Source organism: Collimonas silvisoli, from assembly GCF_018305005.1.
Taxonomy (GTDB): domain Bacteria; phylum Pseudomonadota; class Gammaproteobacteria; order Burkholderiales; family Burkholderiaceae_D; genus Collimonas; species Collimonas silvisoli.
This window is the reverse complement of sequence record NZ_JAGQEG010000004.1, coordinates 46,938-71,132: the sequence shown is the minus strand read 5'-3', so window position 1 is coordinate 71,132 and position 24,195 is coordinate 46,938. Positions and strand designations below refer to the sequence as shown.

Sequence of the window (24,195 nt, the reverse complement as noted above, 5' to 3'; positions counted from 1 at the left end):
TGAATGCCGAATTTGAAAGAGGATTTCGATAGTCTGGTAGCGAAAACCAGCTTGTCAGACGATGTCGATCGCCGTACTTTTTTGAAAACCACTCTGGGTACCGGGTTTGCCGCCGCGGTGCTGCCGGTGTCGGCGCAGACTGTGATCAAGACCGATACCGTCGGTCTTACCGCCGGAGCGTTAGAGGTCGAGGCCAACGGCTTGAGCGTGCCGATTTATCGCGCCCAGCCTGAAGGTAAAACCAATCTTCCGGTGGTGCTGGTGATCTCGGAAATTTTTGGCGTGCACGAACACATCGCCGATATCGCGCGACGTTTTGCCAAGCTCGGTTATCTGGCAATTGCTCCGGACCTGTTCATTCGCCAGGGTAATCCGGCGGCCTTCGCATCGATTCCAGAGTTGTACGCAAACGTAATTTCAAAGGTGCCGGATGATCAGGTACTGGGCGATATCGATGCCTGTGTCGTCTGGGCCAAGGAGAATGGCGGCAACGTGAACAAGCTGGCGATCACCGGCTTTTGCTGGGGTGGCCGCATTACCTGGCTGTACGCTGCTCACAATCCCAAGGTCAAGGCCGCTGCCGCCTGGTATGGCCGCCTGGTAGGGGACAAGAGCGAGCTGACGCCGAAGCAGCCGGTCGACATCGCGGCGACGCTGAAAGTGCCGGTGCTGGGTTTGTATGGCGGCAAGGATGACGGCATTGCGCAAGATACTCTGGCGCAGATGAAAGCGGCGCTGGCCAAAGGCAGCAGCAAGTCGGAGTTTGTGGTGTACCCGAATTCCGGCCACGCGTTCAACGCCGATTATCGCCCTAGTTATGTCGAGGCGGACGCCAAGGACGGCTGGAAGCGGACTTTGGCTTGGTTCAAAGCGCATGGCGTGAGTTGAATCCAGGCCGATACTATCGGCATTTGTATCCGGATGCGGGGCATCCGGATACAAGGCCAACTAGCTGGGACAGGGTAGTTGGCAGTCAAGTTTACGCAAATACGTTTGCTCAAATTCGGTAGCTGTGTTTTAATTTGCAACCATGTTGCATTTAAACTCTGTTTGCCGGGGCCGAAAATTAATTCCACACTCGTTTCAATTATCCTGGCGACCACGATCGCCGGTGTCTTCAGCATTACCGCCGCCGCCATTTTTTCGTTTGCATTGCTGTCCAAGATGGTCGAGCGCATGGTCAGCCTGTCGGTCGGCATCATGCTGGCGACCTCTCTATTGCATGCACTGCCCGAAGCTTTCGAATCGCAGGCTGATAGCCACACGCTGTTCGCGGTGCTGCTGGGCGGCCTGCTGGCGTTTTTTGTGCTGGAGAAATTTGCCATCCTGCGCCACTCGCATCATCACGAAGACGACGGCCATGGGCATCATCACGGCCATGACAAGAAAGAGGCGGGCAAAGCCGGCTGGATGATCCTGGTTGGCGATGGCTTGCACAATTTTACCGACGGCATTCTGATCGCCGCCGCTTTTCTGGCCGATCCGCATCTGGGCCTGATCACCGGCCTGGCTATCATCGTGCACGAAATTCCACAGGAAATCGGCGATTTCATCGTGCTGCTCAACGCCGGTTTTTCACGTACCCGCGCCTACGTATATAACCTGATCTGCAGCTTGATGGCAGTGATTGGCGGGTTGCTGGGTTACTTTACCCTTGAGCGCGGCATGGAGTGGATTCCTTACGTGCTGGTATTTGCCTCGTCGGGATTCATCTATATCGCCGTCAGCGATCTGATGCCGCAGATGCAGCGCCGCGCCACCTTGCGTGAAACGATTCCGCAGATTCTGCTGATCGGCGCCGGCGTCGCTATCGTTCTGTTCCTGACACGTCACGCCCATCAACACTAGCAGGGCGTTGCAAAACTACTGCGCGAGTCGAGTTTCGGCTTCCGGCGCTCGCCGTACCTCCGTACGGCTCCGCTCCTCAGTCGAAGCTCGGCCCGCTCGCTACGTTTTTCAACACCCTGCTGCGACGTCAAACGGGCAGGTAAGGCAAGCTCTATGCACCCTTGGCCACCGGCCGCGCCGGGTCAGAGCACCACTCGCTCCACGATCCCGGATACAAGGCCGCGCCGTGCAAGCCGGCGATTTCCAACGCCAGCAGGTTATGGCAGGCGGTGATGCCTGAGCCGCATTGCATGACAGCGGCTTGCGGCTCGCTGATCAGGGCGCCGAATTCCTCATGCAATTGATGGCCCGGCTTGAAGCGGCCGTCGGCTTGCAGATTGTCTTTGAAGAAGCGGTTCTTGGCGCCGGGAATATGGCCGCCGACCGGATCTATCGTTTCGTTTTCCCCACGGAAGCGATCCGGTGCGCGCGCATCGATGATGGTGCGCCTTGGATTGGTCAGGTTGATCAGCACGTCGTGCGCGTTGACGCTGTTGGTCAGCGGCGGCTTGGCGCTGATATTGCCCGCTGCCGGCGCCGGCTCTACAGTCGATAAGCCGCCCCCAGCCGCTTGCCAGGCCGCCAGGCCGCCGTCCAGCACCGCCGCCGAGTTATGGCCGATGGAGCGCAATAGCCACCACAGGCGGGCGGCATACATGCCGCCCTGGGCATCGTAGGCGACGACTTGCGTATCGTCGTTAATGCCCCAGCGCCGCAGCGTGGCAAGCAGCGCATCTTTTTCAGGCAATGGATGGCGGCCTTTGAAGCTGCCGTCGGCCGCATGCTTGGGGCCGGAAAGATCGCGATCCGGATCGGCAAACCGTGCTTCGGGAATATGGCCGGCGTCGTAAGCCACTCTGCCCGAAGCGGCGTCCATCAAGTCGTGGCGGCAATCGAGAATGACCCAGTTGGGATTTTGCGCATTCTGCAACAGATTGGCGGCAGAAATCAGCGTCTGATAGGGATGTGCTTGGGACATGGCATTCCTTCTTTCAAAGTGTGTGTCGAGTGATGCAGTGCAGGGTTCATACGCTGCCGGTCTTATTGGTCACATTGGTCGCATTAGTGACATTAACCAGCGGCTTTTCCGTGAGCAACGGGCGTAGCGGACGTGCCTTCCTTTGATTATAAAACGTTGCCAGCAAACCGCCGACAAGGATGACCGCGGTGCCAAGCCAGCCCCGCCAGCCGAGCTGGTCGTGCCAGATCAGGATGCCCCAGATACTGGAAAAGACGATGCCGGTGTATTGCAGGTTCGCGGTCAACAGCGGATTGCCAAGGCGGTAGGCACGGGTCATGGCCATTTGAGCGACGGTGGCCGACAGGCTCAGCGCAATCAGCAAGGCCACGCCTTGCACGCTTTGCGCATGCCAGAACGGTATGCCGCCGCTACCGGGCAGCAGGGTGCTGCCAGCCAGGCCGGCGATGGCGCTGGTCGTCGAAAAATAAAACACCACGCGATATTCCGGCTCGCCCAGCGTGCCCAGGCGCCGCACTTGCAGATAAGCCACGGCCGAGATCAGGCCAGACGCCAGCGCGATCATGCCGCCCATGGTCTGATTCGCGTCGAACGACGGCCTCAGCAGCAGCATCACGCCGATGAAGCTGAGCATGATGGTGGCCGCCATGCCCCATTCAAAGCGGCTGTTGCCGCGCCACCATGCACTGCCGAACAAGATTGCAGCGAGCCAGATCGACGAGGTGTAGTTGAGGGTAGTCGCGGTGGCAACCGGCAACAAGCTGAAGGAATAGAACCACATCGACAAGGCAATCACGCCGATCACGCCACGCCACAAATGCTGGCGCGGCATGGGCGTCTTGAGAGTGCCGCCTTTCAGCAGAACCAGCACAATGATGAAGAGCATGCCGATCAATCCGCGGCTCAGCACGATTTCAGCGATGGAGTAATGATCGGAAGCGAGCTTGACGCAGACTCCCATGATCGAAAACATGAGACTAGCGAACAACATCCAGAGTGATTGCATGGGGCGGCAGTGAAGAGAAGGTTGCTGCTATTTTGACTGATTCCGGCGGCAGTGCATGCCGGGCGTGCTAAATAATGACAAAGGGCCGGAGTTTATGCGCTTCGGCTGCGCACAAACTCCGGCCCGTTTTCGGATCCAGGATGCTCAGGTCAAGCCGTGCTGGCTCCGGTACCACTCGTGAAAATGCTGCATGCCGTCTTCCATCGGCGACTGATACGGCCCCACTTCACTGACGCCGCGCTCCATCAGAATCCGCCGGCCGGCATCCATGCGTAGTGCAATTTCGTCATCTTCGACACAGGTTTCCATGTAGGCCGCACGTTCTGCCTCGACCATTTCACGTTCAAACAGCGCGATTTCCTCAGGATAGTAAAACTCCACCACATTGGTGGTCTTTTGCGGGCCGCGCGGCCACAGCGTCGATACCACCAGGACATGGGGATACCACTCGACCATGATGTTGGGATACAAGGTCAGCCAGATCGCGCCGAACTTTGGCGGTTGGCCATTGCTGAACTTGAGAACCTGTTCCTGCCATTTCTTGTAGGCCGGCGAGCCGGATTTCGCCAGTCCGTGATTGACGCCCACGGTTTGCACGCTGTAATCCTTGCCGAATTGCCATTCCAGATCGTCGCAGCTGACAAAACTGCCGAGGCCGGGATGGAATGGCTCGACGTGATAATCCTCCAGGTAGACCTCGATAAAGGTTTTCCAGTTGTAATCGCACTCGTGGACTTCGACGTGATCGAACAGGTAGCCGCTGAAATCGAGATCCTTTGCCACGCCAAGCTGCGCCAGCTTCTCGCCGACATGAAACGCATTTTGCTCGAACAGCAAGCCGTTCCAGTTTTGCAAGGGCGTTCTGGACAGGTTCATGCACGGCGTCTCGCCGAAATGCGGTGCGCCGATCAGTTCGCCCTTGAGGTCGTAAGTCCAGCGATGCAGCGGGCAGACGATGTTGCGGGCATTGCCGCGGCCGTCGAACATTTTTGCCTGCCGATGGCGGCAGACGTTGGATATCAGCTCAATCCCCTGCGGATTGCGCACCAGCATGCGGCCCTCGTTTTCAGAAGCCAGCGTGGCGTAATCGCCGACGTTGGGCACCATCAGCTCATGGCCGACGTAACGCGGGCCATTCTGAAAGAGCTGCTGGATTTCGCGCTTTAACAGCGCTTCGTCAAAATAGACGTTGACCGGAAGTTGCGCATCGGAGCGCGCGAGCTTGGTAATAGAAGCCAGATCGGACATCCCTCCACCCCCAAATGTGTTGTATCAACCTAAGAGAGAAAGAATCCGCAAAAACCTGTGTTCAAGTAATATGAAACGGAAATTTTGGACAGAACCAAGGATTATCCCATAAAAATGCAAAATCTGGCGGCGTTTTACACTGTTTATCCAGAGATTAGAGCTTGAACTCCTCGAAATTCAACGAGTTATAGATGTTTGCACTAAAATAGCGGACTAAACTATTTATCGCTACTATGCCAAAAAATCCGATTTCCACCAGCAGCCCTGCCACGTTTGAACAAGCAATGGCCGAGCTGGAGCAACTGGTTGCCCAAATGGAAGCTGGCGAGTTGCCGCTGGAAGCATCAGTCGCCGCCTATAAACGAGGATCGGAGCTGGTCAAATTTTGTGCTGTGCAACTCGAAAAGGTCGATAGCCAGGTCAAAGTGCTGGAAGGCGACATGCTCAAGCCGTTTGCCGGCGAAGCCCTCAACGACCACAGCAGCGGGGCGGATGAATGACTGCCGCCGCTCAGCTACAAACCTTGGCGCCAAGCCAGGCAACGCTGCAACCGTTCAATGAATGGATGCGTCAGGTGCAGGCCGAGATGGAGGTTGCTCTGGACCAGTTCCTACCGGCCGCAACCAGCATCCCGGGCAAGCTCCACCAAGCCATGCGCTATGCCGTGCTGGATGGCGGCAAGCGGGTCCGGCCATTGCTGGTATTTGCCGCCGGGGAATTGTTTGCAGCCCCGGCCGGCATCGCGCAACGCGCCGCCGCCGCAGTTGAAATGATCCACGCCTATTCGCTGGTGCACGACGACATGCCGTGCATGGACGATGACGCCTTGCGTCGCGGCAAGCCGACGCTCCATGTGCAATACGATGAAGCGACCGCCCTGCTGGTGGGCGACGCCTTGCAGGCGCAAGCCTTTGTAGTGCTGGCCGAGGCCGGCGAGAGTATCGATGCGGCGCGCCAGATCGTCATGCTGCGCCTGCTGGCGCAAGCCTCCGGTTCGCTCGGCATGTGCGGCGGCCAGGCGATCGACCTGGCTAGCGTCGGCCTGAATCTGTCGCTGGCAGAGCTGGAGCAGATGCACAAGCTGAAAACCGGCGCCCTGTTGCGGGCTTCGGTATTGCTGGGAGCATGGGCTGGCAAGACCCTGGCGCAAAATGAAATTCAGGCGCTGGAAGCCTATGGCGCCGCCATCGGCCTGGCGTTTCAAGTGGTCGACGATATCCTCGATGCGACCGCGGATTCCGCGACGCTGGGTAAAACCGCAGGCAAGGACGCCGCCGACAACAAGCCGACTTATGTCTCGATTCTGGGTTTGCCCGAATCGCAGGCGCTGGCAGAAAAATTACGCAACGACGCCCATCAGGCGCTCGCGATCTTTGGGGATAAGGCAAGCCGCCTGCGCGAGCTGGCGGATCTGATCGTGCAACGGAAGGCTTAGGGCTATATGGAAATACTCAACACAATTAACAGCCCGGCAGACCTGCGCAAACTGACGCGGGCGCAACTCAAGCCGCTGGCCGATGAGCTGCGCGAATTCGTCATCGAGTCGGTGGCGCAGACCGGCGGCCATTTGTCGTCCAACCTGGGTACGGTCGAATTGACGATTGCCTTGCATTACGTCTTCAATACGCCCGAGGACCGGATCGTCTGGGACGTCGGCCATCAAACCTATCCGCACAAGATCCTGACCGGCCGCCGCGACCGCATGCACACGCTGCGCCAGCTGAAGGGCATCTCCGGCTTCCCGCGCCGCAGCGAAAGCGAATACGACACCTTCGGCACCGCCCATTCGTCGACTTCGATTTCAGCCGCGCTGGGCATGGCGCTGGCCGCCAAGACCAAGGGCGAGACCGAGCGCCACGCGATTGCCGTAATCGGCGACGGCGCCATGACCGCCGGCATGGTATTCGAAGCGATGAATAACGCCGGCGTGTATGAGGACATCAACATGCTGGTGATCCTGAACGACAACGACATGTCGATCTCGCCGCCGGTAGGCGCCTTGAACCGCTATCTGGCGCGCCTGATGTCGGGCCAGTTTTATGCGCAAGCGAAGAATGTCGGCAAGTCGATCCTGCCGGCGCCGATGCGGCAACTGGCCAAGCGTTTCGAAGAACACGCCAAAGGCATGGTGGTGCCAGCCACCATGTTTGAAGAATTCGGTTTCAATTACATCGGCCCGATCGACGGCCATGACCTGGAATCGCTAATCCCGACCTTGCAAAACCTGAAGCACCTGAAGGGTCCGCAGTTCCTGCATGTGGTGACCAAGAAGGGCCAGGGCTACAAGCTGGCGGAGGCGGATCCGGTGTTGTATCACGGTCCCGGCAAGTTCAATCCGGCTGAAGGCATCAAGCCGGCTGCGGTCAGCAAGATGACCTACACCCAAGTCTTCGGCGATTGGCTGTGCGATATGGCGGCGCAAGACGACAAGCTGATCGGCATCACCCCGGCCATGTCGGGCGGCTCCGGCCTGGATACCTTCGCCCAGCGTTTCCCGCAACGCTTCTACGACGTCGGCATCGCCGAGCAGCATGCGGTCACTTTCGCCGCCGGCCTGGCCTGCGAAGGCTTGAAACCGGTAGTGGCGATCTACTCGACTTTCCTGCAGCGCGCCTACGATCAACTGATCCACGACGTCGCCTTGCAGAATCTGGACGTGACATTTGCGCTGGATCGTTCCGGCCTGGTCGGCGCCGATGGCGCGACCCACGCCGGCAACTACGATATGGCGTATTTGCGTTGCATCCCCAATATGGTGGTGATGGCCGCATCCGATGAAAACGAATGCCGCCAGATGCTGTCCACCGCGTATCACTACAACGGCCCGGCGGCGGTGCGTTATCCGCGCGGCGCCGGCGTCGGCGCGGCCATCGCCAAGGAACTGACTACATTGCCTCTCGGTAAAGGCGAAATCAAGCGCCAAGGCCGGAACGTGGCGATCCTGGCGTTCGGCTCGATGCTGGCGCCAAGCCTGGCGGCCGGCGAGTTGCTGGACGCCAGCGTTGCCAATATGCGTTTCATCAAACCGCTGGATATCGATCTGGTGCTGGAACTGGCAAAAACCCACGATGCGCTGGTCACCGTGGAAGAGGGCTGCATCATGGGCGGCGCTGGCGCCGCGGTGGCGGAAGCGCTGGCGGCGGCAGGATGTGTCAAGCCGCTCTTGCATCTGGGTTTGCCAGACCGATTTATAGACCATGGCGATGTGAGCCAGTTGTTGGCGCAGTGCGGCTTGAATGCAGAAGGTATCGCCGCCTCGATACGCCAGCGGTTCGGCAAGGATCAGCCACGTCTGGTCGTCAATCAAAATTAACCGAGTAGGGTGGGCATGTAATGTCCACACGCGGCCCACGCAGGCCCACGCGGTAGCAGCGCAACTGGCATCCGCGCGGGCAGCTTGTGCCCGCCCTACGTTCATTCAAAGGTAAGCATCAATGAATACTCGTGACCGCAATCTGACCATTCCTGACGTGCAAAGCAGCGTCGACACCCGCCGTCTGGCGATTCAGCGGGTCGGTGTAAAAGGGGTGCGCTATCCGGTGACGGTGCGTACCGCCGCAGCTGGCGGTGCCGGTGGTGCTTCAGCCCAGCCGACCATCGGCACTTGGAATATGTATGTGCATCTGCCGGAACAGCAGAAGGGCACCCACATGTCGCGTTTCATCGCGCTGCTGGAAGGACTGGACGGGCCGCTCAACGTCGCCTCGTTTGGCCAACTGATGCGCAAGATGGTCAGCTTGCTGGATGCCGAACGCGGCCGCATCGAACTGACTTTCCCGTATTTCATCAACAAGACGGCGCCGGTTTCCGGCGTGCAGAGCTTGATGGATTACGAAGTGGGCCTGACCGGCGAGATCAATCAGGGCGTGCTGGAAGTGAGCTTGAAAGTGCTGGTGCCGGTAACCAGCCTGTGCCCTTGCTCGAAGCAGATTTCAGCCTACGGTGCGCACAACCAGCGCTCGCACATTACCGTCAATGCGGTGCTGGACGGCGAGATCATGGTCGACGAACTGATCGCCCGCATCGAAGCGCAGGCATCGTGCGAATTGTTCGGCTTGCTGAAGCGCCCGGATGAAAAATACGTTACCGAACGGGCTTACGAAAATCCAAAATTTGTGGAAGACCTGGTGCGCGATGTGGCGGTGGCTCTGAACAATGAGCCGCGTGTGCTCGCGTATGTGCTGGAAGCGGAAAACTTCGAATCGATCCACAATCATTCGGCCTATGCATTGATCGAACACGATAAGCGTGGCCGATAAGACGTAAGAAATAAGAGGTAAGAAATAAGCGCAGCAAGCAACTTCGTTTTGTTTTAAACGTCCCGCAATCTATCCTTCTGCCACAACACGTCACTGCCGCCATCCGCCCGGTTCAACACCCGCGACAGCACGAACAGCAAATCCGACAAGCGATTCACATACTGCCGTAGCGCTTCGCTCACCGTCTCGCTCTTGCCCAAGCTGACTATGCTGCGTTCCGCACGCCGGCAAACGGTGCGGCAGACGTGCGCCAGCGCCGCGGCATGGCTGCCGCCCGGCAGGATGAAATCGCGCAATGGCGGCAAGTCGGCATTGTATTTTTCCAGCAAACGGTCGAGCCGCGCTACCTGTGCCTCGCTGATCAGGGTGTAGCCGGGGATGCACAGTTCGCCGCCCAGGTCGAACAGATCGTGTTGTATCGACAGCAATGTTTCGCGCAGCACCGCATCCAGTTTGTCACACAGTAAAAGGCCCAGCTGCGAATTGAGCTCGTCGATATCGCCGATAGCCTGGATCCGCAGGCTGTCCTTGTCCGTGCGGCTGCCGTCGCCCAGGCCGGTGCTGCCATTGTCGCCGGTGCGCGTTGCGATCTTTGAAAGTCGATTTCCCATGATCTTTTGCTTTCTCTTCATTTGGCGTGCTTGTACTTTACACCAGCACACACCAGCCCCGCAGAGTAAAATTCATGGAAAAAGGAGACATGCCAATGAACCACAAAAGCGACCTCACTGCCCTGAAGAAACCATTGCCGGATGCTTTGCTGGCAGCCCTCGGCGCCCTGTTTGGCGAACGTTTCTCGACCACCATGGCGATGCGCGAACATCATGGCCGCGATGCTTCTTCGTATGACCCGATGCCGCCGGACGCCGTGGTGTTTGCCGAATCGACCGCAGAGGTCGCAGCGCTGGTCAAGCTGTGCAGCGAATACCAGGTTCCGGTAATTCCCTTTGGCAGCGGCACTTCGCTGGAAGGGCACGTGCTGGCGCTGCAAGGCGGCATTTCCATCGATTTGTCGCGCATGAACCGTATGCTGGCGATTCATGCCGAAGACCTGACGGCGACGGTGCAGGCCGGCGTCACCCGCAAGCAATTGAATCACGAAATCAAAGACAGCGGCCTGTTCTTTCCCATCGATCCCGGCGCCGACGCCACGATCGGCGGCATGGCGGCGACCCGCGCCTCCGGCACCAACGCCGTGCGTTACGGCAGCATGCGCGAAAACACGCTGGCGTTGACGGTGGTGACCGCTGACGGCCGCATCATCAAGACCGGAACCCGCGCCAAAAAATCAGCCGCAGGCTACGACCTGACGCGCATTTTTGTCGGCAGCGAAGGCACGTTGGGCGTGATTACCGAAGTGACCGTCAAGCTCTATCCGCAACCGGAAGCCATCTCGGCCGCGGTATGTTCGTTTCAAAACATCGCCGACGCCGTCAACGCCGTGATCCAGACCATACAGCTGGGGGTGCCGGTGGCAAGGGTAGAGCTGCTGGATGAAAACGGCGTCAGAGCGATCAATGCACATTCCAAGCTGGCGCTGCCGGAGCAACCGTTGCTGCTGTTTGAATTCCACGGCAGCGAGAATGGCGTCAAGGAGCAGGCCGAGCTGGTGCAGGCGGTGGTGGCTGAGCATCACGCCAGCGGCTTCGAATGGGCTATCCGCCCGGAAGATCGTTCGCGCTTATGGACGGCGCGCCACAACGCCTATTTCGCCTTGCTGCAACTGCGTCCCGGCAGCCGCGCGATTTCAACCGATTGCTGCGTACCGATCTCACGCCTGGCCGAATGCATTCTCGAAACCAAAGCCGATTGCGAGGCGAACGGCATGGTGTATTCGATCATCGGCCACGTCGGCGATGGCAATTTTCATGTGCAGATGCTGGTCGATCCGGACGATGCCGCCGATATCGCGCGCGCCGAGGGCGTCAATGCGCGGATGGTGAGCCGCGCCATCGGCATGGATGGCACTTGTACCGGCGAGCATGGGGTCGGCCTGCACAAAATCGATTTCCTGATCGAAGAACATGGCGTCGAAGCGATTGCCACCATGCGTGCGCTGAAGCATGCTTTCGATCCGAAGAACATCATGAATCCCGGAAAGATAATCCGGTGGTAAGCCCAGCCCATCTCCTCAATTTGCCGCGAAAAATGCCGAGTAAAACTCCTTTGGTCAATCGCCTGCCGCCAGTGCATGCCTTATCCGCGTTTGAAGCCGCGGCGCGCCATCGTTCGTTTGCGCTGGCGGCCGATGAGTTATGCATTACGCCGTCGGCGCTATCGCACCGGATTCGTTTGCTGGAAGACTTTGTCGGCGAACGCTTGTTTTCGCGCGAGGGCAGGGTAGTCGCTTTATCGGAATTCGGCCACCGTTATCTGGACGTGGTGTGCAGCGCCTTGCGCACCTTGACTGAATTCCCGCTGCCGCAGCGTAACGCCCAGGTGCAGCCACGCGTCAAGATCACCGCGCCGCCGACTTTTGCCCGCCAGTTGCTGATTCCGCATCTGCACGGGTTTGCCAGTCAGCACCCTGAGATTGTGATCGAGATATTCTTGTCGGTGCCGCTGTATGATTTGAGTTTGACCGAGAGCGATCTTGAAGTGCGTTTCGGCGCTGGCAAATATCCGAATACCACTACCGAAAAATTATTCGAAGAGCCGACCTTTGCCGTCGCCAGCTCCGAGTATCTGAAACAGATCGGCCCGCTGAACAAGCCAGCCGATTTGCGCAAGGCAAGCTTGTTGCGCTCGGCGCTGGAGCCTTGGCAGCCATGGTTCCAGGCTGCCGGCCTGGACTGGCCGGAACCTTCTTCCGGCTTGCGCGCCGACGATCTCGGGCTGTTGCTGGAGCTGGTGCGATATGGCCATGGCGTTGGCCTGACCCGCAAACATTTTGCTCAGCAAATGATTGCGCAAGGAGAGGTGGTGCAATTGTTCGATATCAGCCTGACCTCGCCGCCGCATGCCTATTACCTGGTGTATCAGCAGAAGCCGCAGGAGCGGCCGGAAGTGACGACGTTTATCGAGTGGATGAAAGATACTTTCAGCCGTATTTGAGACAGATTGCCCGATAGCGGCCTGCGGCCTGAAAATATTTCATCTGCGCGGTGCAAGCTTTTCAAGCGGGATCCAGAGGAAATCATTCTGTAAAAAACGCAATATCGTTATACTCGACTACAGAAATCATTCAGTTCGATAGCCGTCAGTTATGGGAAAACAGCATGAATTCGCTTACTTCAGCGCTTGCTTCAGCCGCCGCTGAATCCGCCTTTAGTCCGGCCCGTCAACAACAGGTTGTCAGCGCATTGCGCAAGCTGCTGCCGGAACAGGCGCTGTTATCCAATCTTGAAGATACCCGGCCCTACGAATGCGACGGCCTGGCCGCCTATCGGCAGGCGCCGATGGTAGTGGCGCTGCCGGAGAACGAGGCGCAGGTGGTTGCGATCCTCAAGACTTGCCGCGACCTCAAGGTGCCGATCGTGCCGCGCGGCGCCGGCACCGGCTTGTCGGGCGGCGCCCTGCCGATCGCCGACGGCGTGGTCTTGTCCACAGCTAAATTTACCCGCATCGTCAAACTCGACCCGTATGCCCGGACTGCCGTGGTGCAGCCGGGCGTGCGCAACCTGGCCATTTCGGAAGCCGCGGCCGCGCACGATTTGTATTACGCGCCGGACCCGTCGTCGCAGATCGCTTGCACCATAGGCGGCAACGTCGCCGAGAATTCCGGCGGCGTGCATTGCCTGAAATACGGCCTGACGGTGCACAACGTGTTGCGGGTGAGGATGGTGACCATCGAAGGCGAGATAGTCGAACTCGGCAACGGCGCGCTGGACGCGCCGGGCTTCGATCTGCTGGCGGTCTTCATCGGCTCGGAAGGCATGCTGGGCGTGGTCACCGAGGTCACGGTCAAGCTGATTCCCAAGCCGCAAGCGGCGCGCGTCATCATGGCTTCCTTCGACGACGTCGTGAAGAGCGGCAATGCGGTCGCCAATGTGATTGCCGCCGGCATTATTCCTGCCGGCCTGGAGATGATGGACCGCACCAGCTCACGCATGGTCGAACCTTTCGTCAAGGCTGGTTACGACATCGACGCCGCCGCCATCCTGTTATGCGAATCGGATGGCACCAGCGAAGAAGTGGAAGAGGAAATCGGCCGCATGAGCGCGGTGTTGAACGCCAGCGGCGCCACCCGCATCGAAGTGTCAAGCTCCGAGGAGGAACGCTTGCGTTTCTGGTCTGGCCGCAAGAATGCCTTTCCCGCCGCCGGCCGCATTTCTCCCGATTACTACTGCATGGACGGCACCATTCCACGCAAGAACCTGGCGCAGGTGCTGCTCGGGATCGAGCAGATGGAACACAAATACGGCCTGCGTTGCGCCAATGTATTTCACGCCGGCGACGGCAATCTGCATCCCCTGATTTTGTTCGATGCCAATGTGGCGGGCGAATTTCATCGCGCGGAAGAATTCGGTGCCGAGATTCTTGAGCTGTGCGTTGCTGTCGGCGGTACCATCACCGGCGAACACGGCGTCGGCATTGAAAAAATAAATTCGATGTGCGTGCAGTTTTCGCCGCTGGAGCGCGAGGCTTTCTTCAGCGTAAAGCGTGCCTTTGATACGGCATTCTTGCTCAATCCCGACAAGGCGATTCCGACTTTGCAACGCTGCGCCGAGTACGGCAAGATGCACGTTCAGCGCGGGCAATTGAAGTTTGCAGATCTGCCTCGCTTCTAATCAAAAGACACAAAAATATGGACGCAGAGTTATTCAAACAGCAGGCGAAGGCGCAAATTATCGCTGCTGGCGCGGAACACCATCCGCTGGAAATCCGGGGCGGCGGCAGCAAAAGCTGGTATGGCCAGCAAGTGCAGGGTGAGCTGCTGGATACGCGCGCCTACAGCGGCGTCATCGATTATGAGCCGACCGAACTGGTGATTACCGCACGTTGCGGCACGCCGCTGGCCGAGATCGAGGCGCTACTGGCGCAGAACATGCAAATGCTGGCGTTCGAGCCGCCGCATGTTGGTAGTGCCGCCACGCTCGGCGGCATGGTCGCCAGCGGCCTGTCCGGTCCGTCGCGACAGGCCGTTGGTGCGTTGCGCGATTTTGTGCTGGGCGCGGTACTGATGGACGGCAAGGGAGATATCTTGCACTTCGGCGGCCAGGTCATGAAGAATGTCGCCGGCTACGATGTATCGCGTTTGCTGGCTGGTTCGCTGGGTACCCTGGGTTTGATTCTCGAGGTGTCGCTGAAAGTATTGCCGCGCCCGTTTGCCACTAGCAGCCGGCGTTTTGCGATGAGCGAAGCCGAGGCGCTGCGCTGCCTTAACCAATGGGGCGGTTTGCCCTTGCCGATTTCAGCCAGTTGCTGGCAGGATGGTCTGCTGACGCTGCGCCTGTCCGGCGCGCAGGCAGCGGTGTCCGCAGCCGAACAAAATCTCGGCGGCGAAGCAGTCGCCGATGCTGGCGATTTCTGGCAGGCGGTGCGTGAGCAGACACATGCATTTTTTGCGCCAGTATCGACGCAGAAACCCTTGTGGCGGCTGTCGCTGCCGTCGACCACAGCACCGTTGGCGTTGCCTGGCGAGATGTTGATCGAATGGGGCGGAGCGCAACGCTGGCTATTCACTGAAGCCGATGCTCAGACCATCCGCAGCGCGGCGGCCGCCGCCGGCGGCCACGCGAGCCTGTATCGCGGCGGTGACAAAGGTGTAGGCGTGTTCCATCCACTGGCCCCCGCGGTGGCGCAAATTCATCGGCGTTTGAAAGCCAGCTTCGATCCGTCGGCGATATTCAATATCGGCCGCATGTATCCAGAGTTCTAAGCCGAACCACCAAATCAACCTATAGCGCAGCAAGCCATGCAAACCAATCTAGCCGATTTCATCAAAGATACCCGCGCCGGCAAGGAGGCCGATGCGATTCTGCGCGCCTGCGTGCATTGCGGATTTTGCACCGCCACCTGCCCGACTTATCAATTGCTGGGCGATGAGCTGGATGGTCCGCGCGGCCGTATTTATCTGATCAAGCAGGTATTGGAAGGAACTCCGGCAACGGCCAAGACGCAATTGCATCTGGACCGCTGCCTGACTTGCCGCAATTGCGAATCGACTTGTCCTTCCGGCGTTCAATACGGCCGCTTGCTCGATATCGGCCGTAAGGTGGTCGAAGATCAGGTGCCGCGGCCGGCCGGCCAGCAGCTCACGCGCAAGCTGTTGAAAGAATTCCTGCCACGCCCGTGGCTGTTCAAGCCGGCCATGGCGGCGGGACAATTGCTACGGCCTTTGCTGCCGCGTAAATTGAAAAACAAGGTTCCGGAAAAGCAGGATGCAGGTTCTTTGCCGAGTCGCCAGCATGCGCGCAAGATGCTGCTGCTGGATGGCTGCGTACAGCCTGCGATGGCGCCAAATATCAACCACGCCGCCGCACGCGTCTTCGATGCACTCGGCGTGCAATTGCTGATAGCGCCCAACGCGGGTTGCTGCGGTGCGATTCGTTATCACCTGAACGATCAGAGTGGCGGCCTAGACGATATGCGCCGCAATATCGATGCATGGTGGCCGTACGTGATCGGCAGCAACGGCGAGGGCGTCGAAGCGATCGTCATGACCGCCTCCGGCTGCGGCGTTACAGTCAAGGAGTACGGGCATATGCTGGCTGCCGATCCGGCATATGCCGTGAAGGCAAAAGCCATTTCAGCGCTGACCAAGGATTTGAGCGAAATCCTGCCGGCCTTCGAGGTGGAATTGCAGAAGAAACTGCATGGGAAATTTCCTCAGCGGGTGGCCTATCATCCGCCCTGCACCTTGCAGCACGGCCAGCAAATTCGCGGCAAGGTGGAAGGTCTTCTGCGCAGCGTCGGCGTCGATGTGCAACTATGCGCCGACAGTCATTTGTGTTGCGGTTCCGCCGGAACTTATTCGGTATTGCAGCCGGAGTTGTCCTACCGTTTGCGCGACAACAAACTGAACAATTTGCAGGCACTACAGCCGGACGTGATCGTCTCCGCCAATATCGGTTGCCTGACACATTTGCAATCGGGCACGCAAACGCCGGTCAGGCATTGGATAGAGTTGCTCGATCAGGCGCTGTCGTCCTGACCAGCAGCCTGATTCCGGGTCGAATGCCGCTTTCAACTAGAACTGATGGCGGATCCCGACCACGGCGACAAATTGCTTGCCGTTGGAAGACGGTGAGCCGTTCTGCGAATCGCCGACGACGGCGACTGCGTTGACCGGCGTCACGCCGTTGGCACCCAGGGTTTTTCCACGCGCTTTCTGATAAGCCTGCAGGAAGTAGAGCGCCGTCCGCTTGGAAAAATCATAGGTCTGTTCAAGCGAAAACTGCTGGTAGCGCGCCGGATCGCTGATGCCGTTCGCCGCCGCTTCACGCGTATAGCTATAGCCGGCTGCCAATGTCGTCGCCGTTGTCAGCTTATAGGTCGAGATCAGGCCGGCGGTATTGAAGGTGGCCTGGTGCGTGAACAGCGAAGCCGCTCCCGGTGTCAACTGAACATTGGAAAAATTCATTCCCAGCATCAGATTGCCCGAAACGCTATAGCGCGCTGCGGCGGCAATCATTTGCACCGATTTCGCCGAGGCATAGCCAGCATTGACCGGCGATTGCGCGTAGCTGCCCGAGGTGACGTTAGGGTCCCACTGCGCAAAGCCTTTGAGATTGTTATTGTTCAGCTTCAGATAGCCTAGGGCTACGCTCATCGCGCTGTAGTCATAACGCAGTGCCGCGCTGGTGGAATTGCCGGAGCTGATGGCGCCGGCGTTTCCGCCAAAGCCGTACAGGGCGCTGGCCTGGAAGCCTGCAATCACGGGCGTTGCGTACACCAGGGAATTGTTGATCCTGATGGTGGTGTCGAGACCGTCGAGATCGCCAGGATGGGCGCCGGTAGCGCCGGTCAGCACACCGGTCGGCCCGAGTCCGCCGACGTAGCGCCAATAAGGCGTGTACTGGCGGCCGAGGGTAAACGTGCCGTACCTGGCGTCGTTCAGGCCGACGAAGGCCTGGCGGTTGAAGGCTTTGCTGGCGTCGCTCTGGGCCCCGGTGTTGATACTGAAGCCTTGTTCCAGCGTGAAAATCGCCTTGCTGCCACCGCCCAGGTCTTCGCCGCCGGTGAAGCCCAGTTTGCTGGCATTCAGATTGCCGCTGTTCATATAGGTGTTTGAATTGCCGCGCTGATTGCTTGAATAAACGATTGCCGCGTCAGCCGTGCCGTAAATCGTGACACTGGTTTGAGCCTGGGTATAGGCAGCGCCGGTCAGCGAGGTCGTAGCCAGCAATAATTTCAGTGTTGCGTTTTTCATGTCTCCTCCTTGAGTTTTACTTATTGAATTGCTTCAGAATGCTGACGATCTTTTGTTTGATGGGTAAATTCGGATCGGATTGCAGCTTGATTTTCAACTGGATTTCACGCCGTTGATTGACGATGGCGTCGCCCAGGACGGCGGCGGCGCTTAGTACGACCTGGCGCGTTTCGTGCTGCGGCAGCAGCAGGGTGACCAGGTCGGATGTCGGCTGGACGCCTGCGCATTCAAAATCGATGTCCAGCGCCTCCGCATTGCTTTGCACGCGGATTTTCCACAGGCTGCTCTTGCCGTCCAGGTAGGCATTGCTGTCGCCGTCATCGTCGAAGAATTCTGTTTCGAAACTGCCATCCCGTTGATGCGGGAAAACCATGAAGCCTTGCTGGTGCGCGGCCTGGTTGAAGTGCTGCTCAGCGACATTGATGGCGATGGCGCTGCCCGCGCGCGCCAGTAGCGGCGGTTGTTCGCCGGCCGCAGGCAATACGATCTCTTGTCCGCCCTGATGATGCGCGCCGCTCCAGAAGTCGTACCAACCGGCACCGGCGGGAAGATAGACGTTGCGGCTGGTTTGACCCGGCTCAACCACTGCCGCCAGCAATAGACTGGATCCGACCAGCATGTCGTCGTTCTCTTCAAAGCACTTCGGATCGCGGGGAAAAGCCATGAATGTCGGCTTGATCATCGGTTCGTAGTGCTGGTGATAGCGCCACAGCAGATCGTAGAAATACGGCGTCAGGCAGGCGCGCAGCTTGAGCAGGTTGCGGATGGTGCCGGTAATTTCGGGATACATCCAGGCTTCGTTGACGGTCTTGTCGTCGTTCCAGGAGTGGATTGAAAAGCGTGGCATGAAAATGCCGAACTGGACCCAGCGCAGCAGCAGTTCCGGACCGGGCGCCGGGCCGCTGAAGCCGCCGACGTCGTGTCCGGTGTTGGACACGCCGGAGATGGCCAGGCCCAGGCCCATCTTGATGTTGTACTTGAGCGTTTGCCACGAGGTGTAGTTGTCGCCCGACCAAGTCTGCACATAGCGCTGCATGCCTGCGGCGCCGGAGCGCGACACCAGGTAAGGCCGGTTGCCTGGCGCGAATTCGATCTGCGCTTCCTGCGAAGCCGCCATCATCAACAGGGTTTGCAAACCCTTGGCTTCGACCGCCTTGAAACGCTGGCCGAAGCCGTGGGCAGTGGCTTGCGGATTCAAGACCTGGAATTCATTGTTGTCATTCCAGGTGCTGGTGATGCCGTATTCCAGCAGTGATGTGGTCACCGCCCGTTTCCACCAGGCGATGGTGTCGGGATTGGTGAAATCCAGATAGGCGCCGACCTCGTCCCAGAACTGCACTATTTCCGGCTTGCCATACTGGTTCTTGATGAACAGGTTCAGGCTCTCGGCTTCGCTGAAGCGTGGATGATCCTGCAGCAAACAAGGCTTGATGTTGGCGCACAGGTGCACGCCATGATCCAGGTAATGCTGGGCAAAGGCCTTCGGATCGGGAAACTTGTCGCGGTTCCAGTTGAATACGTAGCGCTTGTTGGCGATGGAGGTGTAGCCCGACGACAGGTGAAATGATTCGCACAGCATGTCGTGCTGTTCGCAGTTGACCAGGAATTCATTCATCTTTTCCTGTGCGTTCGGCTCGTCGGTATACGTCATGGTCGAGCCGGAGTAACCCAACCCCCATTTTGGCGTGAATGCCGGCTTGCCGGTCATCCAGGTATAACGCTGCACTACCTGTTCCATGCTGTCGCCGGCGATGAAGTAATAATCCAGATCACCATGGTCAGCGACGAAGTAGCGGTAGTGGCCATGATAATTGTCGAGCTCGCAGCCCATGTCGAGCTTGCCTTCGGACAAGGTGTCGTAGAACAGGCCGAAGGCAGCTCGTTGACGCTTGCTCCAGGTGATGTAGAACGGAATGTGCTTGTACAAGGCGTCGGTGCTGCTGGCGTTGTAACCCATCGCATCGATGGTTTTCAGGGAGTAGCTGCGGCCGTGGCGGTTGGTGTCGCCGCTGCGTTCGCCGAGGCCGAAATACATCTCGTCCCGGGCGTCGCGCTTCAGGTAGTGATAGACCTTGTCATCCCAGTAGCCGAAATTGACGGCTTGCGTGCTGCGGTCACGTGCCAGTTCTTGCCACTCGCCGGCTGGACGGGTTTCCCAGCTGCAGAACAGGCCTTTCAGCTGCACCGTCAGGCGGATCTGTCCAGTTTGTATCTGTAAGGCGCCGTCCAGGTTTCTGAGGGTGTAGTCGGGCAGGGAAAAGCCTGCAAGCGAGAAGCGTTCACGTCCCTCCAACGGTAGCTGCTGAGTGCCGGGAGCGATCGCCCAGGTGCGCGGGAATTGCAGCTGCGCACCCGGCAACACCATGACGCGGACGATGTCTTGTTCCAGCACGAAGATATGAGCGACGTGGCCGTCGGCGCTTTTCAGCGTCAATGTTGCACCGTTTTCTTCTGCCAGGTGAAATTCAGGAATATGGTTAACCGACATGCAAATCTCCAAGGTTCTCGGTTCTGTTTCCGGACGCTGCGGCGCTGTTGTCCTTGTAGCCGCGATACAGCAGGAACAGGATGGTGGCTCCCACTACGTCAAACATGCCCAATGCAGCAAACAACGGGGTATAGCCGATTGATTCCGCCAGTTGCCCGATCAGCAGTGAAAACGAGAGGCCGCCAATCCAGCTGATCATGCCGGTCAGGCCGTTTGCGGTACCGACTTCGCGGGTGTTGAAGACGTCGGTAGTCATGGTGTTGACCAGGCCGGAAATCATTTGATGGGCGAAGCCGCCGATGCAGAACAGGGCGATCGCCGTATAGGGACTCTCTACATAGCCGACAAAGCCGACGCTGGTCATCAGCAGCGCGCCGGTGGCGATGCCGGCGATGCGCGAGTTGACCAGCCTGAGCTTGAAATGCTTCATCAGGAACGGCGACAGATAGCCGCCCAGGATGCCGCCCATGTCGGCGGCAAAGAACGGCATCCAGCCGAAAATGGCGAACTCCTTGAGATTCATGCCGCGCACTGACATGAAGTACAGCGGAATCCAGAAATTGAAGGTTTGCCAGGCCGGCTCAGCCAGGAAGCGGGTGAGCGCAATGCCCCAGAAACGGCGAGTCCTGACGATAGCCTTGACGGATGGTTTTGCATGTGTCTGACTTTCGGCGATGCTTTCCTGGCCGGACAGGATATGGCCGCGTTCTGTCTCAGACAGGTTAGGATGGTCATTAGGGGCGCGGTAGAAGAAGAACCACAAGCCGGCAAAGATGAAGCCCAATGCTCCGGTCACAATAAACGCCGCTTGCCAGCTATGCCGGTACAGCAGCCACGCCACCAGCACCGGTGCGAGCACCGCCCCCATGGAGGTGCCGGCATTGAAATAGCCTACCGCCACCGAGCGTTCCTGTTTGGGAAACCATTCCGAAACGGCCTTTATGCCTGCCGGAATCGCCGCCGCTTCGGTCAGGCCGAGCAGGCTGCGGAAGAATGCCAGCGAGATCCAGCCGGTGGCGAAGCCATGCAGCATGCCCACCACCGACCAGGCAGCGGCGAACAGGGCAAAGCCGATTTTCAGGCCGAGAAAATCAATGATATAGCCGCACACCGGCTGCATGATTGTGTAGGCGACCTGGAAGGCTGCGACCACATACGAGTACTCCTTGGTGGTGAAGTCCAGGTCGTGCTTCAGCGTATCTGCCAGCACGCCTAGCGAATTGCGCGAAATGTAATTCAGGATCGTGCCAAAACATACAAGGGCAATAATCCACCAGCGTAGACCTTTGATGCGTTTCATATTTGTTGTCTCGGTTAGTTTTTATAAGTGATGCCGGAGCGGCGTTATGGTGATTTCGTAACTGCGGTTACATCAAAAAAATCCAGCCGGATATCGCAGCTGAACGTGTGGCCGCAGGGAAGGCGCTGCAGGCCGGTGCCGGAAAACCCGGCTTGCGCCAGGTTGATGGCGTCGGTGACGTGCGTCACTGGCTCGACGCAAAGGTAATCGCGTGCTGCCGGCGCATGCAATACCAGGTGCGACAACAACGGCGATGCCGATATCGCGATGCGATTGCCGTGGATGTCAGCCATGCCGGCTTGCCGTTTCCAGCCGCCGTAGTAGAGCGTCAGTTCTTCGTCTGATGCAATCGCGCGCGCGGAACGATAGTCGTGTCGTGCGGGCACTTCGGCAACCCCGGTTGCGACATGCTCTGCGTCGGCGCGCCACAGCTGCTGAGCGTCAAAAGCAACATGCTGTGCGAAGCGCCGCGGGAAGTAGGGATGAAAGCCGGCGCCTAGCGGCATGGGCGGCAGCGCATCATGGCTGAGATTGCCGAGCTCCAGCTTCATGCTGAGTGAGCCGGCGTCCAGCACGATCTTTTGTTTTGCCTGGAAAGCCCAAGGCCAGCCGCTGTCGCCTGGCGCATGGCTGTACAGCATCTCTGCGCTGTTGCCGTCGCAGTCCAGCAACTCCCATTCAGCGGTGTGGCCGAAACCATGCATGGCGTGCCGTTCACCCTGATGCAGCGGCAAGGAAAGTTCCAGGCCTTCCCAGGAAATTTTCCCGTTCCGGATGCGATTGGAAAACGGCAGCAAAGGATAGATGCCGGCCTTGGGCCATGCGCTTGCAGGGAAGCCTTGCTGGCGGCATTGCTCCGGCATAGGAACGATCCAGTCAATCATCTGGCCGGCATGCGACGAGCTAAGCGACGTGATCCGGCCGCCGGCAGAAGGCGAGAGCGTTAGCTGCCATCCGCCTTTGCTCAGCTTGATTTCGGGCGACAGCAGGAGTGTCCTCATTTGTTTGCAGAGTAGCCCGCCGCAGCGAAGCCACCGCCCTGGAACTGCTCGGCCAGCGGGCCGCCTCTGCTCGGAATGCCAGCGATCCGTCCGGCAAAATCTTCCGCGTTGCTTTGCGGTTGATAGCCGATAGGATTGTCGTTCTGCTGCCACCAGCGGCGCGTATTGGCCGACACGCCATACATGATTTGAAATCCGGTGTGTGGCGCTTCAATGCAGCATTCGGCCAAGTGTTGCATATCGGAGTGCGACAGCCAGGTATGCAAATGACGCCGCTCAAACGGCTCAGCCTCGAACGAGCCGATGCGCAGGCAAACCGACTCGACGCCATGCTTGTCGTAATACAGCCGGGCGATGGCTTCGCCCCAGACCTTGCTGACGCCGTAGAGGCTGTCCGGCCGAACTGCGGCGTGCTCGTCGATCTCGGTTTCCGTGTCATACATGCCGATAGCATGGTTGGAACTGGCGTAGATCACACGGACCGCATGTGTACGGGCGGCTTGATACAGGCTGAGCAGGGCTTTCAGGTTGTGTTCGATCAGCAGATCAAGTTCGAGATCGGTGCCGATGCCGGCCATGTGCACCACCGCGTCCGCACCTTCCAGCAGCTCTGCGCAAAAAGCGGCATCGCGCAGATCGCCTGTATGCAGCGTTTCATGTGCGGCAATCGGACCAAGCGGCTTGATGTCGTTGAGCCGCAGCCGATAACGTCCATCCGACCATTGCTGCCGGAGGACCTTGCCGATATTGCCGGCGGCGCCGGTGAGAACGATGGTTTTCATATCCCGAACTCCGCAACAGGCGTGCCCGCCACCGGCATGCTGACCGCAAACAGTGCGCCGGCCAGCGGCTCCCGCGCCAGTTCTGCGGCGCTCATGTTTTCGGTGAGCGAGGTGACGTACAACGTTTTCAGATCGGCATCGCCGAAGGCGCACATGGTCGGGCGCGAAACCGGCAGCGGCAGGTATCCCAGCAGCCGGCCTTGCGGCGAAAACTTGTTGATGCGTCCGGCAGCGATGCCGCAGCCCCAGTAACAGCCGTCGGCATCGACTGCGCCGCCGTCCGGGCGGCCCCATTCCGGCTGCATCTGCACAAACACCTGGCGCGGGCCGAGTGTGCCGCTGGCGACGTCGAAATCATAGCGATAGATCACCGCCCTGCGCGAATCCGAGTGATACATGGTGCGGCCGTCAGGGCTCCATGCCAGGCCATTCGATACCACCAGGTCGTTGCCGCAGGCGCGGACGCTGCCATCCGGCGCCAGCCGGTACAGCGAGGCGCAGGCTTGCTTGTCGGCGCGGTCGTCCATGGTGCCGGCCCAGAACGCGCCGTCCGGTCCGGTCTTGCCGTCGTTGAGACGGTTGTGCGGAATATGCGGCTCCGGATGCGCAATCAGGGTCCAGCTGGCGTCGGCCGGATCAAACCAGTGAAAGCCGCTGCGCAATGCGGCGACAATCTTGCCGTTCTTTGCCAGGCCGATCGAGCCGATGGCGGCGGGCGCATCCCAACTGCTGTGTCGCCCCGAGAGGGGATCGAAGCGATACAGTGCGGGCTTAAGGATATCCACCCAGTACAAGGCCCGCTCACGTTGCGACCACACCGGCGACTCGCCGACGATTGCGCCCCCGGAGCGGATCACGCGCACAGGATAATCAAATTGCTGAATCATGGTGCTACCTCATTGCTGGTCATGCGATGGATGGGCATACGGGC

Annotated in this window: 21 protein-coding genes; 11 read left to right on the top strand and 10 right to left on the bottom strand. The window is 59.0% G+C overall.

What is annotated here, in order from left to right; translation table 11 throughout:
- The first annotated feature begins 3 nt into the window (after positions 1-3).
- Both KHU33_RS01785 and KHU33_RS01780 read left to right on the top strand, forming a co-directional pair.
- The gene (locus KHU33_RS01785; RefSeq protein WP_211460791.1) at positions 4-888 is read left to right on the top strand and encodes a dienelactone hydrolase family protein; all 885 of its coding nucleotides are present in this window, start codon (positions 4-6) and stop codon (positions 886-888) included.
- Between the two features lie 201 nt (positions 889-1,089).
- On the top strand, positions 1,090-1,848 hold the full coding sequence (locus KHU33_RS01780) for a ZIP family metal transporter (protein ID WP_211460814.1): 759 nt from the start codon (positions 1,090-1,092) through the stop codon (positions 1,846-1,848).
- A gap of 151 nt (positions 1,849-1,999) precedes the next feature.
- On the opposite strand, the gene KHU33_RS01775 is transcribed toward KHU33_RS01780, so the two are convergent.
- From KHU33_RS01775 to KHU33_RS01765, 3 genes are all read right to left on the bottom strand, one after another.
- Complete coding sequence (locus tag KHU33_RS01775) at positions 2,000-2,866, bottom strand: sulfurtransferase (protein WP_211460790.1); 867 nt, start codon at positions 2,864-2,866, stop codon at positions 2,000-2,002.
- 46 nt (positions 2,867-2,912) lie between these two features.
- Entirely contained in the window at positions 2,913-3,872 is a 960-nt protein-coding gene (locus tag KHU33_RS01770) for a DMT family transporter (protein ID WP_230413994.1), read from the bottom strand.
- Between the two features lie 144 nt (positions 3,873-4,016).
- Positions 4,017-5,120: an aromatic ring-hydroxylating oxygenase subunit alpha gene (locus tag KHU33_RS01765; RefSeq protein ID WP_211460789.1), complete on the bottom strand. Its 1,104-nt coding sequence runs from the start codon at positions 5,118-5,120 to the stop codon at positions 4,017-4,019.
- Positions 5,121-5,353: 233 nt separating this feature from the next.
- Here KHU33_RS01765 and KHU33_RS01760 point away from each other — a divergent pair, with 233 nt between their 5' ends.
- The 4 genes from KHU33_RS01760 (at position 5,354) to folE2 (ending at position 9,379) form a co-directional block, all read left to right on the top strand.
- Positions 5,354-5,620, top strand: a complete 267-nt coding sequence (locus tag KHU33_RS01760) for an exodeoxyribonuclease VII small subunit (RefSeq protein ID WP_211460788.1) — start codon at positions 5,354-5,356, stop codon at positions 5,618-5,620.
- Positions 5,617-6,555 (top strand): polyprenyl synthetase family protein, encoded by a 939-nt coding sequence (locus KHU33_RS01755; RefSeq protein ID WP_211460787.1) that lies wholly within the window; start codon positions 5,617-5,619, stop codon positions 6,553-6,555. Before KHU33_RS01760 ends, KHU33_RS01755 begins: the two co-directional genes overlap by 4 nt.
- 6 nt (positions 6,556-6,561) lie before the next feature.
- Positions 6,562-8,433, top strand: a complete 1,872-nt coding sequence (gene dxs / locus KHU33_RS01750) for a 1-deoxy-D-xylulose-5-phosphate synthase (protein ID WP_211460786.1) — start codon at positions 6,562-6,564, stop codon at positions 8,431-8,433.
- A gap of 121 nt (positions 8,434-8,554) precedes the next feature.
- Positions 8,555-9,379, top strand: a complete 825-nt coding sequence (gene folE2 / locus KHU33_RS01745; RefSeq protein WP_211460785.1) for a GTP cyclohydrolase FolE2 — start codon at positions 8,555-8,557, stop codon at positions 9,377-9,379.
- A gap of 53 nt (positions 9,380-9,432) precedes the next feature.
- On the opposite strand, the gene KHU33_RS01740 is transcribed toward folE2, so the two are convergent.
- Positions 9,433-9,990 carry a cob(I)yrinic acid a,c-diamide adenosyltransferase gene (locus tag KHU33_RS01740; RefSeq protein WP_211460784.1) on the bottom strand — a complete coding sequence of 186 codons (558 nt, stop codon included), beginning with the start codon at positions 9,988-9,990 and terminating at the stop codon, positions 9,433-9,435.
- Between the two features lie 95 nt (positions 9,991-10,085).
- On the opposite strand from KHU33_RS01740, the gene KHU33_RS01735 reads away from it, so the two are divergent.
- The 5 genes from KHU33_RS01735 (at position 10,086) to glcF (ending at position 16,475) form a co-directional block, all read left to right on the top strand.
- Positions 10,086-11,495, top strand: a complete 1,410-nt coding sequence (locus KHU33_RS01735) for an FAD-binding oxidoreductase (protein ID WP_211460783.1) — start codon at positions 10,086-10,088, stop codon at positions 11,493-11,495.
- Between the two features lie 50 nt (positions 11,496-11,545).
- Positions 11,546-12,433 carry a LysR substrate-binding domain-containing protein gene (locus tag KHU33_RS01730; protein ID WP_211460813.1) on the top strand — a complete coding sequence of 296 codons (888 nt, stop codon included), beginning with the start codon at positions 11,546-11,548 and terminating at the stop codon, positions 12,431-12,433.
- 164 nt (positions 12,434-12,597) lie between these two features.
- Positions 12,598-14,109 carry an FAD-linked oxidase C-terminal domain-containing protein gene (locus KHU33_RS01725; RefSeq protein WP_211460782.1) on the top strand — a complete coding sequence of 504 codons (1,512 nt, stop codon included), beginning with the start codon at positions 12,598-12,600 and terminating at the stop codon, positions 14,107-14,109.
- Positions 14,110-14,126: 17 nt separating this feature from the next.
- A complete protein-coding gene (gene glcE, locus KHU33_RS01720) occupies positions 14,127-15,200 on the top strand; it encodes a glycolate oxidase subunit GlcE (protein WP_211460781.1) in 1,074 nt (357 codons plus the stop codon).
- A gap of 36 nt (positions 15,201-15,236) precedes the next feature.
- Complete coding sequence (gene glcF / locus KHU33_RS01715) at positions 15,237-16,475, top strand: glycolate oxidase subunit GlcF (protein WP_211460780.1); 1,239 nt, start codon at positions 15,237-15,239, stop codon at positions 16,473-16,475.
- Between the two features lie 36 nt (positions 16,476-16,511).
- On the opposite strand, the gene KHU33_RS01710 is transcribed toward glcF, so the two are convergent.
- The 6 genes from KHU33_RS01710 to KHU33_RS01685 are packed head-to-tail and all read right to left on the bottom strand — an operon-like array spanning position 16,512 to position 24,151.
- Positions 16,512-17,693, bottom strand: coding sequence for a porin (locus KHU33_RS01710; protein ID WP_211460779.1), 1,182 nt, complete (start codon positions 17,691-17,693; stop codon positions 16,512-16,514).
- Between the two features lie 16 nt (positions 17,694-17,709).
- A complete protein-coding gene (locus KHU33_RS01705) occupies positions 17,710-20,181 on the bottom strand; it encodes a glycoside hydrolase family 31 protein (RefSeq protein WP_211460778.1) in 2,472 nt (823 codons plus the stop codon).
- Positions 20,171-21,481 (bottom strand): MFS transporter, encoded by a 1,311-nt coding sequence (locus KHU33_RS01700; RefSeq protein ID WP_211460777.1) that lies wholly within the window; start codon positions 21,479-21,481, stop codon positions 20,171-20,173. Before KHU33_RS01700 ends, KHU33_RS01705 begins: the two co-directional genes overlap by 11 nt.
- A 44-nt stretch (positions 21,482-21,525) precedes the next feature.
- Complete coding sequence (locus KHU33_RS01695; protein WP_211460776.1) at positions 21,526-22,482, bottom strand: aldose epimerase family protein; 957 nt, start codon at positions 22,480-22,482, stop codon at positions 21,526-21,528.
- Entirely contained in the window at positions 22,479-23,264 is a 786-nt protein-coding gene (locus KHU33_RS01690) for an NAD-dependent epimerase/dehydratase family protein (protein ID WP_211460775.1), read from the bottom strand. The genes KHU33_RS01695 and KHU33_RS01690 overlap by 4 nt, the downstream gene beginning before the upstream one ends.
- Positions 23,261-24,151, bottom strand: a complete 891-nt coding sequence (locus KHU33_RS01685; protein WP_211460774.1) for an SMP-30/gluconolactonase/LRE family protein — start codon at positions 24,149-24,151, stop codon at positions 23,261-23,263. The genes KHU33_RS01690 and KHU33_RS01685 overlap by 4 nt, the downstream gene beginning before the upstream one ends.
- Positions 24,152-24,195 lie beyond the last annotated feature (44 nt).